This window comes from Actinomadura latina NBRC 106108 (assembly GCF_001552195.1).
Lineage (GTDB): Bacteria > Actinomycetota > Actinomycetes > Streptosporangiales > Streptosporangiaceae > Spirillospora > Spirillospora latina.
In genome coordinates, this window is record NZ_BCQS01000028.1 from 102,768 (window position 1) to 116,681 (window position 13,914).

The window sequence follows — 13,914 nt, forward strand, 5'->3', positions numbered from 1 at the left end:
TGATCACAGAGGCGCAGCAAAATTCGCACATGCCGCCATTTATGGCAAGACCTAGGGGACGAGGCCGGGAAGGTCGGCGGCATGGTCCTGCAGGTAGGCGCCGAGGGTCTCGGGGATGAGGTCGAGGGGCGCCAGCGCGGCAGGGGCGCACTGGACGAGGTCCACGTCGTAGCGGCCCCTCGACGGGTCCTCGAACTCGGGGCCGTGGCGGCGCGATAGGTCCATCGTGAGCAGGCGGCAGACGTAGAAGGTGTTGAGGCGGTGAAGATCCGGCGACTGCTCGGCGCACGCGAAGACCTGCCGCACGGGACCCGCGGTCGCACCCAGTTCTTCGTCCAGTTCGCGGCGCAGGGCGGCCTCGGGGGACGCATCCGAAGGCTCGATCTTGCCGCCCGGGGTCGTCCAGTAGACGGGGCGGTCCGGGCGGGTGCGGCGGAGCAGGACGAGCGCGTCGCCGTCCAGCAGGAGGGCGCGGACGGCGCGGCGGACCGTCGCCTCCGCGCTGTGTTTCATTGCGCTTCTCATGTCACCTCGCAGAAACCGTAGACCACCCCGAGGAGCCGTGCGCCCAGGGCTGCCCTCCGTGGGCGGTGTGGCCCGCTCCGCCGATCGGCCCGGGGAGATCGCGCCGATCCGCACGGGTCGTCCCCCTGGGCGGCCTCACCGCCGTTACGATCGCCACTGGCATGCTCTGTACCGGAACGGCGTGAAATGGATGATGTGGAGGTCCGGCACCTGCCGGGCGACCTGCCGCAGCTGTTCGACGGCGGCGTCGGGGACGACGCCGCCGGGCGGACGCTGGCGGCGCCGCTGCCCGACGGGGATCTGGTCTGGCCCGATCCCGGCTACCCGCAGCGGCGGCCGCTCCTGCGGCCCGCGTTCTGGCTGAGCGACGACCCCGTCCGCGGCGACCTGTGGGCCGCGCTGCGCGCCGAGCACCACCGGTCGGGGCTCTGGCCGCTGCTGATGGACGAGACCGACCAGCCCTGGGCGGCCGGCCAGATCGCGCCCGAGCCGGTGAGCGAAGTCGCGAACTACCACCCGCACGCGTTCATGTACGAGGTCTGGGCGGACTTCGCCGAGCAGGCGGCCGACGAGGACCTGGACGACCTCGCCCCCTACGGCCGGCACTGCCCCGGCCCCGCCCCGGCCGGCGTGCCGCTCGACGACCCGGGCACGATGGCCGACCGCTACGCGCGCGTCCTCGCCGCCCGCGACCTGTCGCTGGGCCTGGTCGCGGTGGAGCGGGGCGCCGACTCGCTCGCCGCCGTCGGCTGGCAGGGCGCGCTCAACCACAACGAGTGGACGGCGCCGCTGTCGGCCGTCCTGCGCAGCTGGGAGGACCGGTTCGGCGCCCGCGTCGTCGGCCTCGGCTTCAACACGCTGGAGCTCAGCGTCGCCGCGCCTCCGGTCACCATCCGGCACGCCGTCCACGTCGCGGCGGAGCACTGGTCGTTCTGCCCCGACATCCTGTTCCAGGGCCCCGGCACCCTCGCCGGCTACGCGGAGGAGATCCGCGGCAAGACCTACTGGACGTTCTGGTGGGACTGACCCGCTGACCCAAAACGTGGTCATGGTGCGTGAACGTGCAGGTCATCCGGGGTGGCACGCACCCGATCGGCGGTTACGGTGGGGCGGGTGAGCACCGGGCGGCGCGGCCTGGACGGACGCCCCCGAGTGAGCGCGCGGGCGGCACCCCGCCGAGCGGCCGCCGTCCGGTCCGGTGGACGGATGGGGGCGCGGCCATGACCGAGGGATCCGGCGGCGGGCATATCGCCGAGCTGCTGCGCATCTGGCGGGAGCCGGTGCTGGGCCGCTGGATCGAACTCGTCGGGACCAGTGTCCGCACGCGGATGACCGAGCGGGAGATCCGTGCGGAGCTGACCGAGTTGTACGGCCTCATCGTGAGGGCCCTCGGCGGCGACGGCACGGCCGCCGGGGAGCTGCGGGCGGCGCTGGCGGAGATATCGCGCGGCCGGGCCCGGCAGGGGTTCAGCCCGACCGAGACCGCGATCGGCGTGTTCGCGCTGAAACAGGCGCTGTACGAGCAGATCCGGACCACCCGGGACGAGCGTGCCTACGGCGGGCTCATCCACTTCTCGGCCTATGTCGACGAGCTCGGGCTGGCGACGTTCGAGGACTACGCGGCCGCCCGCGAGCAGATCATCGCCGACCAGGCCGAGCAGCTGCTGGAGCTGTCGACGCCCGTGGTGAAGCTGTGGGACGGGATCCTCGGCGTCCCGCTCGTCGGCACCCTGGACTCGGCCCGCACCCAGGTGGTGATGGAGACGCTGCTGCAGTCGCTGGTGGACACCGGCTCGCGGTTCGCGGTGATCGACATCACCGGGGTCTCCGCCGTGGACACCGAGGTCGCCCAGCATCTGCTGAAGACCGTCATGGCGGCCCGGCTGATGGGCACCGAGTGCGTGATCTCCGGCGTCCGGCCGCAGATCGCGCAGACGATCGTGACGCTCGGCATCGAGTTCGGCGACATCGTCACGAAGGCGGACCTCGCCGACGCGCTGGCGTATACGCTGCGGCGCGCCGGCGTGCGCGCCGTCCGGGAGGCGGGGGCCTGATGGAGCGCGTGCCCATCCTCAAGATCGGGAACGTCCTGCTCGTGTCGATCCAGGTCGACCTGCAGGACCAGACCGTGCTGGCGCTGCAGGAGGACCTGGCGGAGCGGATCGTCGCCACCGGCGCCCACGGCCTGATCATCGACATCACGGCGGTGGACATCATCGACTCGTTCATCGGCCGGACGTTCGCCACCATCGCGTCCATGGCGGGGCTCATAGACGCCGAGACGGTGGTGGTCGGGATGCGTCCCGCCGTGGCGATCACGCTGGTGGAGCTCGGGCTGTCGCTCGGCGGGGTGCGCACCGCGCTGGACCTCGAGATGGGCATGCGGCTGCTCGGCGCCTCAGCGGACGGACCGTGACATTCCCGTCCGGCGAGGAGGTGCCGATCATGTCGGGCGATGACGTGGTGCGCGTCCGGCAGCTGGTGCGGGCCGCCGCGGCGGCGGCCGGGCTGTCCCTGGTCGACCAGACCAAGATCGTCACGGCGGCCAGCGAGCTGGCGCGCAACACCTACGCCTACGGCGGCGGCGGCACGATGCGCATCGAGCGGGCGACCGGCGAGCGGGCCCGCCCCGGTATCCGCATCGTCTTCCACGACGAGGGGCCCGGCATCGCGGACGTGGAGCAGGCCCTCACCGAGGGCTGGACGAGCGGCACCGGGCTCGGCCTCGGCCTGTCCGGCGCGCGGCGGCTGAGCGACGAGTTCAGCCTGACCAGCGAGCCCGGTAAGGGAACCACGGTGACGGTGGCCAAATGGCCGCGCTGACCGGGGACGGCTGGACGACCAGCCCGCCCGCCGGCGACTCGCTGCGGATGCGGGTGGAGGAGCAGAGCGCCGCGGCGGGGGTGCGCCGGCGCGTCACCGCGCTCGCCGAGCGGCTCGGGTTCGCCGGGGAACGCCTCGAACAGGTGCGGCTCGCGGCGACCGAGGCCGCGACGAACCTGGTCGCGCACGCGCGGCAGGGCGAGATGCTCGTCCGCATCGTGCGGGACGGCGGGGACGCCACGCTGGAGTTCGTCTCCATCGACCGCGGCCCCGGCATCGCCGACGTGCCGGTGTCCCTGCTGGACGGCTACTCGACCCGCGGGACGCTCGGCGTGGGACTGGGCTCGATCGAGCGGCTCTCCGACCGCTGCGGCCTGTACTCGCTGCCCCGGGCCGGCACCGTGCTGTACGCGCGGTTCCGGCCGCCGGACGCGACCGCCGACCCGGGCGCGGCGGGCCCGCCGTTCGCCGGCCTGGCGGTGCCGATCGAGGGCGAGACGGAGTGCGGCGACGCCTACACGGCCCGGCTGGTGGACGGGACGGTCTACGCGCTGCTCTGCGACGGGCTCGGGCACGGGCCGCTGGCCGCGCGCGCGGCCGGGGAGGCCGTCCGGACGGCGCACGAGACGGCCCTGCCCGCTGCTCCCGCCGAGATCCTGCGGCGCGTCCGGGACGGGATGACCGGCACCCGGGGCGGCGCCGTCGCGGTCGCCGCCGTCGAGCCGGCCGCCGGGCGGGTCCGGTTCGCCGGGATCGGCAACATCGCCGGCTGGATCATCGGGCCGGAGCGCCGGCACGGCATGATCTCCGTGCCCGGGATCGCCGGGACGCGCACCGGCCGGATCCACGAGCACACCTATCCGCTGCCGCCGGGCGCGGCGGTGGTCCTGCACTCCGACGGCCTGACCAGCCGCTGGAGCCTCTCCGACCGGCCGGGCCTGCTCGGCCGCGACCCGCTGCTGGTCGCGGCGACGCTGCTGCGCGACGCCGGGGTCCACCACGACGACCGGTCGGTGCTCGCCGTGGCGACGTCCGGCCGGGGGTGAGGCATGGCCGAGGATCTGCTGCGCATCGAGATCGCGGACGAGGAGGGCGTGTTCGCCGTCCGGCAGGCGGGCCGGCAGGTCGCCGCCGCCGTCGGCCTCGACCAGCAGGACCAGGTCCGGGTCGCCACCGCGCTCAGCGAGGTCGGCCGGGAGCTGTACGCCTGCGCCGACCGGATATCGGTCGTGTTCCGGCTCGACCGCCGCCGGCCGGCCCTGGTCATCGAGTTGGACCTCGAACCGCGGACGGGCGCGGAGCGGGGGACCGAGTACCGGGCCGCCGCCGCGCGCCTGATGAGCCTCGTCGAGGAGAAGACGGAGAAGGGCGCCCGCATCCTGCTCCGCAAGGATCTTCCGGCCGGCGCCGACCGGGCGGCCGGACTGGCGCTGGACGACATCCGCGCGCGGCTCGGGCGGCTGCGCCCCGCCCCCGCCCTCGAGGAGCTGCGCACGCAGAACGCCGAACTGCTGGCGGCGCTGGAGGACCTGCAGCGGCAGCGGGAGGAGCTGCGGACCCTGAACGCCGAACTGGAGGAGACCAACCACGGCGTCATGGCCCTCTACGGCGAGATCTCCGGAGAACTGGAGGAGACGAACCGGGGCGTCGTGGCGCTGTACGCCGAGCTGGAGGAGAAGTCCGACCAGCTGCGCGAGGCGGGCGAGGCGAAGAACCGGTTCTGGGCCAACATCAGCCACGAGTTGCGCACGCCGGTGAACGCCGTCATCGGGCTCACCCGGCTGCTGCTCGACCCCGCCGCCGACCCGCTCACCGGCGAGCAGCGGCAGCAGATCACGCTGATCCGCGACACCGGCGGCACGCTGCTGTCGCTGGTGAACGAGCTGCTGGACATGGCGAAGGCCGAACAGGGCAGGCTGGAGCCGCTCCCGGCGCCGACGGACGTGCCCGCGCTGCTCGGGGAGCTGGCGGAGCTGCTGAGCCCGATGGCGGAGCAGGCCGGGCTCACGTTCACCGTGGACGCCGCCGGAGCGCCGCCCGTCCTCGTCACCGACGCGGAGATGCTCTCCCGGATCCTGCGGAACCTGGTGGGCAACGGGCTGAAGTTCACCGAGAAGGGCGGAGTCCGGCTCTCCGTCCGGGCGGCCGCCGGGCAGGTGGAGTTCACCGTGGCCGACACCGGCCCGGGCATTCCGCCCGCCGAGCGGGAACGGGTCTTCGAGGAGTTCTACCGGGTGCCCGGCAGCGGGACCGGCGGCACGGGCCTCGGCCTGCCCTACGCCCGCCGGCTCGCCCGCGCACTCGGCGGCGACGTGGTGCTCGACAGCGTCATCGGCGAGGGCACGACCGTGGTCCTGCGGCTGCCGGCGCGGCACGGCCCGGCCCGGCTGGGACACGTCCTCATCGTGGACGACGATGAACCGGCCCGCCGCATCCTGCGCGGCCTGGTGGACGGGGCCGCCGACCGGATCGGCGAGGCGGCCGACGGGAGCGCCGCCCTGGCCGCGGTCGCCGCGGACCCGCCCGACCTCATCCTGCTGGACCTGCGCATGCCCGGCATGGACGGCTACGAGGTCCTCGCCCGGCTCCCGGCCGCCACACCGGTCGTGCTGGTCACCTCGGCGGACACCGCGGCCCTGGACGACCCGCGGCTGCGGCGCGCGGACGCCGTGGTGGGCAAGGACGTGCTCGGCCCGGAGACCCTGGCCGAAGCGGTGCGCGCCGCCCGGGCCCACCGCGCCCAGGAGGGGACATGACGAGCGCCGCGGCATGGAGGACGCTGGTGGTCGACGACAGCGACGCCAAGCGGTACATCGTCGGAAGCTGGCTGCGCCGCGCCGGGCACACGGTGGTGGAGGCCGCATCGGCGGCGGAGACCTGGGAGCGGCTCGCCGGGCACGACATCGACCTGGTGGTGCTGGACGTCAAGCTCCCGGACCTGAGCGGTATCGAAGTCTGCGAGCGGATCAAGTCCGAACCGGAGACGCGGTCGCTGCCCGTCATCCACATCTCGGCGCAGGCCGTGGACGTCGCCGCCCGCACCCACGGGCTGCGCCGGGGCGCCGACGCCTACATGACCGATCCCATCGACCCGGACGAGTTCCTCGCCACGGTGGAGGCGGTGCTGCGCTACTACCAGGCGCGGCGGCGGGCCGAGCGGCTGGTGCGCCGCATGTCCGACTTCACCCGCACGTCCCTGGCCATCAACGCGGCCGGGTCCTTCGACCGGCTGGCGGAGGTCGCCGCGGACGGCGCGTACACGATCTTCGAGGGGCCGGCCGCCGTGTTCATCGTGCCGCCGGGCGGCCGGCCGCGGCGGGTCATCGAGGCCGGCGGCGGGCCGCAGCAACGCGACTACCCGCCGGGCCTCATCGAGCAGCTGACCGGCCTGACCGCGCTGGGCGGCGACACCGGCACGGAGATCACGCGGGTGCCGCTGCGGGACTGGCGGGGACTGGTGCGCGACAGCGTGCTGCAGGACGACGTCCTGCTGGTGGTGTCGCGGCTGAAGCACGGCCACCCGCCCATCTGCATCGCGATCGAGGCCAGAGGCGCGCCGGAGGACGCCGAGACCAACCTGCTGCGCCAGCTGGGTCAGGCGGTGGCGCTCGCGCTCGCGGCGCTCCGGACCTACACCGAGGAGCACACGATCTCGCTGACGCTGCAGCGCAGCCTGCTGCCGGCGTCGCTGCCGCCGGTGCCGGGCTGGGAGTTCGCGGTCCGCTACGAGCCGGCCGGCGACCAGGCCGAGGTCGGCGGCGACTTCTACGAGGTCCTCGACCGGGGCGACCGGGTCCTGGTCGCCATCGGCGACGTGCAGGGGCACTCGCTGCGGGCCGCGACGGTGATGGCGGAGCTCCGGCACGCGCTGCGCGCCTTCGCGGCCGAGGGCCACGGCCCCGTCCGGATCCTCCGGCTGCTGAACGACGTGATGGAGCGCTACCACGACGATCAGACCGCGACCATGTGCCTGATGACGCTGGACCCTCGCAGCGGCCGGCTTCACATCGCCGGCGCCGGGCACCTCCCGCCGCTGCACATCTCCGGCGGCCGGGCCCACTACGGCCGGGGCGGCGGCGTGATCCTCGGCTTCCCGGTCGACGACGTCGCGGTCGAGGAGACCGAGGTCCCGCCGGGCGGCACCGTCGTGCTGCTGACAGACGGGCTGATCGAGGACCGCGGCATCCCGCTCGCCGACAACATGGAGCGGCTGCGGATCGTCGCGGCGGACGTCGACGACGATCTGGAGCGGTTCAGCGACCGCGTCCTCGCCGAGTTCGGGCACCGCGAGGACGACGTCGCCCTGGTCGTCGTCCGCCGCGCGGAGGACGGGCACTGATGCCGCACGGCGGCCCGCTCCCCTACGATGCGGCGGAGGACGGCGAGGGGATCGGGGTCGGATGCGACGGGGTGGGCGGGCTCTCTCCGCGTTCATCGGGGCGGGAATCGTCCTCACGCTCGCGGTCGACGTCACCGTGCTCATGTCGCGGGCGGGCGACGAGCCGGCCAAGGCCGGGAACCTCGTGTCGGTGGACCGGGGCGCCGCGCCGCAGGCGCCGGCGGTCGCGCCGCTGACCCGGCGGTACACGCCGCACCTGCTGGTCGCCGGGACGTCCCCGCTGCCGCCGGGGGTCGTGGAGCGGACGCGGCGCCTGCGGGGCGTCGCCGGCCTCACGGTCGTGGACGCCGCCCGGGCCAGCGTCGGCGGGCGCAGGATGGGGCTGCTCGGCGTCGACCCGTCGACGTTCCGGGCGTTCGCGCCCGAGGCGACCGCGGAGTCCGACCGGCTGTGGCAGACGGTCGCGTCCGGCGGGCTCGCCGTCTCCTTCGAGCAGAGCCGCGACGGCGGGCTGCCGCTCGGCGCGGTCGTCCCGGCGGGGCGCAGCACCGGCCCCGGGAAGGTGCGAGTCGGCGCCTACGCGTCGATGGGCATCGGCGACGTCGACGCCGTCGTGTCCCGCGAGCAGGCCCGCGCGCTGGGCCTGCCGGACGGGAACGGGCTACTGATCAGCGCCCCGAAGACCGACGCGGCGAAGCTGGCGAAGCGGCTGAGGAAGATCCTCCCGCGCGGGACGAAGGTGGCGGCGCTGGCGCCGCCCCGGACGTCCGGGACGTCCTCGAAGCGCAGGGGGCGCCCGCAGGTGACCGGCCGGCCGGACGGCGCGGCGGGCGACCGCACCCCCATCACCGGCAACATGATGACGCCCACGATGCGGACCGCCCTGCTGGAGATCGCGGGCATGTTCGGCCCGTTCCCGGTGATCGGCTGCTACCGCTCCACCGGCGACCCGCAGGACCACGGCGACGGCCGCGCCTGCGACTTCATGGAGAGCACCGGCGGGCGGATGCCGAGCGCCGGCGCGCAGCGGCACGGCGACCAGGTCGCCCGGTACGCGGTCGCGAACGCGCGGCGGCTCGGCATCTCCTACGTCATCTGGAAGCAGCACATCTGGAACGTGCGCGGCGGCGGGTGGCGGCCGATGGCGGACCGCGGCGGCCTCACCCAGAACCACTACGACCACGTGCACATCTCGGTGCTGCGCTGAGCCCGCCACATCCCCGGGACGGGATCAGGGCAGTTCCTGCTCGCACCAGACCACTTTGCCGCCGGCGGTGCGGCGCACGCCCCAGCGCTTCGCCAGCCGCCCGACGACGTGCAGGCCGCGGCCCGACTCCAGCATGTCGTCCTCGTCGTCGTGGAAGCGGATGCGGGGAGCGCCGTCGGAGGAGTCGAAGACCTCGCAGACCAGGCCGCCCTCCCGCACCAGCCGCAGCGTGATGCGCCCGCCCGCGTGCTGGATCGCGTTGGTGACCAGCTCGGACACCAGCAGCATGGTGGAGTGGGTGAGCTCGTCGAGGTCCCAGCGGGCGAGCCGGTCCCGGACGAGGCCGCGGGCCCGGCGGACGGCGGCGGGCTCGGCGGGCAGCTCCCAGGTGGCGTGGTGGTCGGCGGGGATGCGCGCCAGCCGGGCGACGAGCATCGCGATGTCGTCGCGGTGCTGGTCGTCGTAGACGCCGTCGAGCGCCGCCTGGCACAGGTCCTCCAGGGGACGGGCGGCGGCGCCCGGCCCGAACGTGGCGAGCAGCCGGGCCAGCCCGTCGTCGATGTCGCGGGCCCGGTTCTCGACCAGGCCGTCGGTGTAGAGGAAGAGGAGCGTGCCGTCCTCGACGGTGAACTCGCGGGTCACGATCGGGCGGTCGCCGCCGACGCCGAGCGGCGGCGCGGGCGGCACCGGCAGGTACTCGGAGGCGGCGCCGGGCGGGGCGAGCAGCGGCGGCAGGTGCCCGGCGCTCGCGACCTCGCACTGCCCGCTGACCGCGTCGTAGACGACGTAGGCGCAGGTGGCGAAGTGCGGCTCGCGCTCGCCGAGCGTCGCCATCAGCGCGTCGAGCCGCTCCAGCGCCTCGGCGGGCGGCAGTTCCAGCCCGGCGAGGGTGTGGATGGCGGTGCGGAGCCGCCCCATCGTGACGGCGGCCTTCACGCCGTGCCCGGCCACGTCGCCGACCACGAGCGCGACGCGGGCGCCGGGCAGCGCGATCGACTCGTACCAGTCGCCGCCGACCTCGATGCGGCGGCTGCCGGGCAGGTAGCGGTGGTGCACCTCGACCGTCGACGGCGCCGACAGGCCGGTCGGCAGCAGGCTGCGCTGCAGGGTGAGCGCGGTGGCGCGCTCCCGCGAGTACTGGCGGGCGCTCTCCACGAAGATGGACGCCCGGTTGGCGAACTCCATCCCGATCTCGACGTCGTAGGCGTCGAACGGCCGGTGCGCCACGTTGCGGGTGCAGACGAAGAACCCCAGGACGCCGGCCGACGACACGATCGGGAGCAGCAGCATCGACGCGCCCTTGAGCAGGTCGGCGACCGGCGGGCGGCGCCACGCGCCCGCGAGCCTCGCCGCGCCCTCGCCGCCGAGGGAGCGCAGCACCGGCTCGCCGGACTCCAGGCACAGCGTGTGGGGCGTGCCCGGCGGGTAGACGAGCGACTCGCCGGTCGGGAACGTCGCGTCCCACGCCGGGTCCTCGTCGTCGAACCCGATCGCCATCCGGCGCAGCTGCGGCCCGTCGGGGCCCTCCGGCGGCTCGTCGGCGTCGATGTGGCTCTCGGCGAGCAGCAGCGCGCCGGAGTTGCAGAAATGCGGGACGAGGACGTCCATCAGCCCGCGGGCCAGCAGTTCCAGGTCGAGGGTGGAGCCGATGCGCGGGAGCGCGTCGTCCAGCAGTGCCCGGCGGATGACGGCCGGGTCGACGAACCGGTCGGCGAGCGGCACCGGCACCCGGATGACGGCGAGCGCCGTCATGCCGGGCGCGCCGCCGCCGGCCGCCGGGCCGCCGTTCAGCAGGCCGCCGCTCATCGGGTGGACGGTCACGACCGCGTCCAGTGTTCCGCTCGCCGGAGTCTCCACGGCGAGCATGGCGGTGCGTTCCCGGCCGGCCTTCAGCGCCTCCAGCAGCGGCTCCCGCGCGCCGGGGAACACCTCGTCCAGGTAGGCGCCCAGCAGGTCGTCCGCATTCCGGGAGAGAACCGCGGCGGCGTTGCGGTCGAACTGCAGAATTCTCCCCGACGAATCCATGCCGAGAATAAGAATTCGGGTGGACGACTCCATCGCTCGATTATGGGACATCGCACGGCCCGATGCGGCCGATACGGCCGGGGAAATCCGTCCTTAACCCTGCCCGTGGGCCTCCTCCAGGAACCGCCGCCAGGTCCGCGTCCCCACGGCGTGGTCCGGCGTGAGGTGGTGGCCCGCCCTGAACCCGCGCCCGGCCTTGCCCGGCAGCGGCAGCGGCACCCGGACGGGACGCCGCAGGCCGCGCGCCGCCAGGTAGTCCCGCAGCATCTCCTCGGCGGTCAGCACTTCCGGGCCGCCCATGTCGTCCACGCGCCGCGCGGGCCCGGCGGCGAGCGCGAGTTCGGCGAGCCGCGCCGCGACCTCGGTCACGTCGATCGGCTGGTCGCGGAGCCCCTTCGGCACCGCGACCACGCCGGGGATCTTGGACAGGACGTTGAAGACCATGTCCGGGAGGGTGTGGAACTGGGTCGTCCGCAGGATCGTGTACGGCAGCCCGGAGTCCTCGATGAGCCGCTCCACCGCGTACTTGGTCCGGTAGTACCCATAGGGGATCTTGTCGACGCCCACGATCGAGATGTAGACCAGGTGCGGGGCGCCCTGACCGCGCGCGGCCTCGATGAGCCGCCGGGCGGCGGGCAGGTCCCGCTTGGCGTGGAACGGGTCGCTGGCGCAGTGCACGATCGTCTCCGCGCCCTCGACCGCCGCGTCGACGCCCTCGCCGGCCCATAGGTCGCCCTTGTGCCAGGTCAGGCCGGGCTCGGGAGCCCTCTCGCGGCGGCTCAGCCCGTGCACGTCGGCGCCGGCCTCCGCCAGCAGCCGCGCGACCGGCCGGCCGAGCGTGCCACTCGCCCCGGTCACGAGAATCATGGTTCCTCCTGCGTCTCTGCGGCTTCGTCTCTGCGGCTTCGTCTCTGTTCGGCTCTCCGCCCGTCTCTCAGGACGTCCCGAAGACCTGCGGTGGGGGGACGGGCGTGACGATCTCCTCGCCGTCGTGCAGCGGCGCGGCCCCGGCGCAGAACGCGGCGAGGTCGCCGCCGTCCATGACGCGGGCCCGGACGATGCCGCCCGCGGCGCGGCGGGTCAGGGCGGCGACGGGCAGCGGCTCCTGCGACGCGGCCACGATCAGGTTGCCGAACCGGCGGCCCCGCAGCACTCCCGGGTCGCCCATCAGCACCGTGTGCCGGAACACCGACCGGATCGTTGCGGTCACCCGGCGCGCGAACGGCAGCCGGAACCCGTCGGCGACGTTGACCAGGTAGACGCCGCGGGGCCGCAGCACCCGGGCGGCGTCCAGGACGAACTCGCGGGTGGCCAGCTCGGGCGGCATGGACGCCTCGGCGAACGCGTCCATCACCACCAGGTCGTCGGCGTCGTCGGCGAGCGCCGCGATGCCGGTGCGCCCGTCGGTGATGCGGATCCGCAGGCCCGGGACGCCCTTGACCGGCAGCCGGTCGCGGACGAGCTGCACCAGCTCCGCGTCCGGCTCCAGCACGATCTGCCGCGAACCCGGCCGCGTCGCGGCGATGTAGCGGGGCAGCGTGCAGCCGGCGCCGCCGATGTGGACCGCGTCGAACGCCTCGCCGTCCACGCCGGCGCAGTCGACCACGTCGCCGATCAGCCGCATGTACTCGAAGTCGAGGTACGTCGGGTCGGACAGGTCCACGTAGGACTGCGGCACACCGCCGACGAGCAGCATCCAGCCGCCGTCGCGGTCGGCGTCGCGCAGCAGCTCCGCTTCCCCGCCGGCGATCCTGTAGGTCCGCGGCGGGGGATCGCGCCTGTGCTTGCGTGCCATGCCCCCACCCTACGGACCCCTCCCGCCGGGGCACGCGGGCCCGCTCAGAGCCGGGGGGTCGACGTTCGTTCGGTGAGGGTCTGCTCGGCCGCGAAATGGCATGCGCTGGGGTGGCCGGACCCTTCTCGCTCCTCCAGCGCCGGTACCTCGTCCGCGCAGATCTCCCGCGCCTTCCAGCAGCGGGTGCGGAACCGGCAGCCGGACGGCGGGTCCAGCGGCGACGGCGGCTCCCTCTCCAGCTGGATCTGCCCCGACCAGCCGGGCGCGTCCGGGTCGGGCACGGGGACGGCCGACAGCAGCGCCTGCGTGTACGGGTGCGTCGGATGCTCGTAGATCTGCGTCTCGTCCCCGGTCTCGACCACCCTGCCGAGGTACATGACGGCCACCCGGTCGGAGATGTGCCGGACGGCGGCCAGGTCGTGCGCGATGAACACGTACGCCAGGCCCAGTTCGCGCTGCAGTTCGGCGAGCAGGTTCATCACCTGGGCCTGGACGGAGACGTCCAGCGCCGACACCGGCTCGTCGCACACGGCCACGTCGGGGCGCAGCGCGAGGGCGCGGGCGATCCCGACGCGCTGGCGCTGCCCGCCGGAGAACTGGTGTGGGTACCGGTTGACGTGACCGGGGTCGAGCTCGACGAGTTCCAGCAGCTCCCGGACGCGTGCGCGCCGCTCCCTCTTCGGCGCGGCGTCCGGGTGGATCGCGAACGGCTCGCCGACGATGTCGCCGACCGTCATGCGGGGGTCGAGCGACGAGTACGGGTCCTGCATCACCAGCTGGATGCGGCGGCGCAGCGCCCGCAGCTCCCGCTTCGGCAGCGCGAACACGTCCCGGCCGTCGAAGCGGACCGTCCCGGCGGTGGGGCGTTCGGCGGCGAGCAGCAGTTTCGCCAGCGTCGACTTCCCGCACCCGGACTCGCCGACGACGCCGAGCGTCTCGCCGCGCCGCAGCTCCAGGTCGACGCCGTCCACGGCCTTGACGTGGCCGACCGCGCGCTTGACCACTACGCCGCGGGTCACGGGGTAGTGCTTGGCGAGCCCCTCCACCTGGAGGATCGGCGCGTCATCCGGGTCCGGCACGGTGGACCTCCTCGGCGAAATGGCAGGCGGCCTCGTGACCGGGTGCGACGGTGACGAGCGGCGGCCTCTCGGCCGCGCAGAGCGCCTCGGCGCGGGGGCAGCGCGGCCGGAACGGGCAGCC

General features: G+C 74.3%; 13 protein-coding genes. 8 read left to right on the top strand and 5 right to left on the bottom strand.

The genetic code is table 11. The features are described 5' to 3' along the window. Window positions 1–51: 51 nt before the first annotated feature. The gene (locus AL2_RS29290) at window positions 52–513 is read right to left on the bottom strand and encodes an NUDIX hydrolase (protein ID WP_067639258.1); all 462 of its coding nucleotides are present in this window, start codon (window positions 511–513) and stop codon (window positions 52–54) included. A 198-nt stretch (window positions 514–711) separates the two neighbouring features. Between AL2_RS29290 and AL2_RS29295 the strand changes: the two genes are divergently transcribed. From AL2_RS29295 to AL2_RS29330, 8 genes are all read left to right on the top strand, one after another. Then, complete coding sequence (locus AL2_RS29295) at window positions 712–1,551, top strand: DUF4253 domain-containing protein (RefSeq protein WP_067639260.1); 840 nt, start codon at window positions 712–714, stop codon at window positions 1,549–1,551. Between the two features lie 194 nt (window positions 1,552–1,745). Then, window positions 1,746–2,579, top strand: a complete 834-nt coding sequence (locus AL2_RS29300) for an STAS domain-containing protein (protein ID WP_067639262.1) — start codon at window positions 1,746–1,748, stop codon at window positions 2,577–2,579. Further along, window positions 2,579–2,941 (top strand): STAS domain-containing protein, encoded by a 363-nt coding sequence (locus AL2_RS29305; RefSeq protein WP_067639265.1) that lies wholly within the window; start codon window positions 2,579–2,581, stop codon window positions 2,939–2,941. Before AL2_RS29300 ends, AL2_RS29305 begins: the two co-directional genes overlap by 1 nt. After that, complete coding sequence (locus AL2_RS29310) at window positions 2,938–3,348, top strand: anti-sigma regulatory factor (protein ID WP_376741310.1); 411 nt, start codon at window positions 2,938–2,940, stop codon at window positions 3,346–3,348. Before AL2_RS29305 ends, AL2_RS29310 begins: the two co-directional genes overlap by 4 nt. Continuing rightward, window positions 3,336–4,394, top strand: coding sequence for an ATP-binding SpoIIE family protein phosphatase (locus AL2_RS29315; protein ID WP_067639266.1), 1,059 nt, complete (start codon window positions 3,336–3,338; stop codon window positions 4,392–4,394). The genes AL2_RS29310 and AL2_RS29315 overlap by 13 nt, the downstream gene beginning before the upstream one ends. 3 nt (window positions 4,395–4,397) lie before the next feature. Further along, entirely contained in the window at window positions 4,398–6,104 is a 1,707-nt protein-coding gene (locus AL2_RS29320) for an ATP-binding response regulator (RefSeq protein WP_067639268.1), read from the top strand. After that, window positions 6,101–7,687, top strand: coding sequence for a fused response regulator/phosphatase (locus AL2_RS29325; RefSeq protein ID WP_067639270.1), 1,587 nt, complete (start codon window positions 6,101–6,103; stop codon window positions 7,685–7,687). Before AL2_RS29320 ends, AL2_RS29325 begins: the two co-directional genes overlap by 4 nt. A gap of 61 nt (window positions 7,688–7,748) precedes the next feature. Continuing rightward, complete coding sequence (locus AL2_RS29330; RefSeq protein WP_067639272.1) at window positions 7,749–8,894, top strand: VldE C-terminal domain-containing protein; 1,146 nt, start codon at window positions 7,749–7,751, stop codon at window positions 8,892–8,894. Between the two features lie 24 nt (window positions 8,895–8,918). On the opposite strand, the gene AL2_RS29335 is transcribed toward AL2_RS29330, so the two are convergent. The 4 genes from AL2_RS29335 to AL2_RS29350 all read right to left on the bottom strand — a co-directional run bounded on the left by AL2_RS29335 (window position 8,919) and on the right by AL2_RS29350 (window position 13,793). After that, window positions 8,919–10,952 (bottom strand): ATP-binding SpoIIE family protein phosphatase, encoded by a 2,034-nt coding sequence (locus tag AL2_RS29335; RefSeq protein ID WP_067639274.1) that lies wholly within the window; start codon window positions 10,950–10,952, stop codon window positions 8,919–8,921. A gap of 60 nt (window positions 10,953–11,012) precedes the next feature. After that, window positions 11,013–11,786 carry an SDR family oxidoreductase gene (locus AL2_RS29340; RefSeq protein WP_067639276.1) on the bottom strand — a complete coding sequence of 258 codons (774 nt, stop codon included), beginning with the start codon at window positions 11,784–11,786 and terminating at the stop codon, window positions 11,013–11,015. Between the two features lie 67 nt (window positions 11,787–11,853). Further along, complete coding sequence (locus AL2_RS29345) at window positions 11,854–12,714, bottom strand: spermidine synthase (RefSeq protein WP_067639278.1); 861 nt, start codon at window positions 12,712–12,714, stop codon at window positions 11,854–11,856. 44 nt (window positions 12,715–12,758) lie between these two features. Then, the gene (locus tag AL2_RS29350) at window positions 12,759–13,793 is read right to left on the bottom strand and encodes an ABC transporter ATP-binding protein (RefSeq protein WP_067639280.1); all 1,035 of its coding nucleotides are present in this window, start codon (window positions 13,791–13,793) and stop codon (window positions 12,759–12,761) included. Between the last annotated feature and the right edge of the window lie 121 nt (window positions 13,794–13,914).

Bases quoted from the DNA above. Each gene is read 5' to 3' on its own strand.
- AL2_RS29340 (WP_067639276.1), bottom strand. From the start codon at position 11,786: ATGATTCTCGTGACCGGGGCGAGTGGCACGCTCGGCCGGCCGGTCGCG.
- AL2_RS29320 (WP_067639268.1), top strand. From the start codon at position 4,398: ATGGCCGAGGATCTGCTGCGCATCGAGATCGCGGACGAGGAGGGCGTG.
- AL2_RS29345 (WP_067639278.1), bottom strand. From the start codon at position 12,714: ATGGCACGCAAGCACAGGCGCGATCCCCCGCCGCGGACCTACAGGATC.
- AL2_RS29330 (WP_067639272.1), top strand. From the start codon at position 7,749: ATGCGACGGGGTGGGCGGGCTCTCTCCGCGTTCATCGGGGCGGGAATC.
- AL2_RS29290 (WP_067639258.1), bottom strand. From the start codon at position 513: ATGAAACACAGCGCGGAGGCGACGGTCCGCCGCGCCGTCCGCGCCCTC.
- AL2_RS29335 (WP_067639274.1), bottom strand. From the start codon at position 10,952: ATGGAGTCGTCCACCCGAATTCTTATTCTCGGCATGGATTCGTCGGGG.
- AL2_RS29325 (WP_067639270.1), top strand. From the start codon at position 6,101: ATGACGAGCGCCGCGGCATGGAGGACGCTGGTGGTCGACGACAGCGAC.
- AL2_RS29295 (WP_067639260.1), top strand. From the start codon at position 712: ATGGATGATGTGGAGGTCCGGCACCTGCCGGGCGACCTGCCGCAGCTG.
- AL2_RS29300 (WP_067639262.1), top strand. From the start codon at position 1,746: ATGACCGAGGGATCCGGCGGCGGGCATATCGCCGAGCTGCTGCGCATC.
- AL2_RS29315 (WP_067639266.1), top strand. From the start codon at position 3,336: ATGGCCGCGCTGACCGGGGACGGCTGGACGACCAGCCCGCCCGCCGGC.
- AL2_RS29305 (WP_067639265.1), top strand. From the start codon at position 2,579: ATGGAGCGCGTGCCCATCCTCAAGATCGGGAACGTCCTGCTCGTGTCG.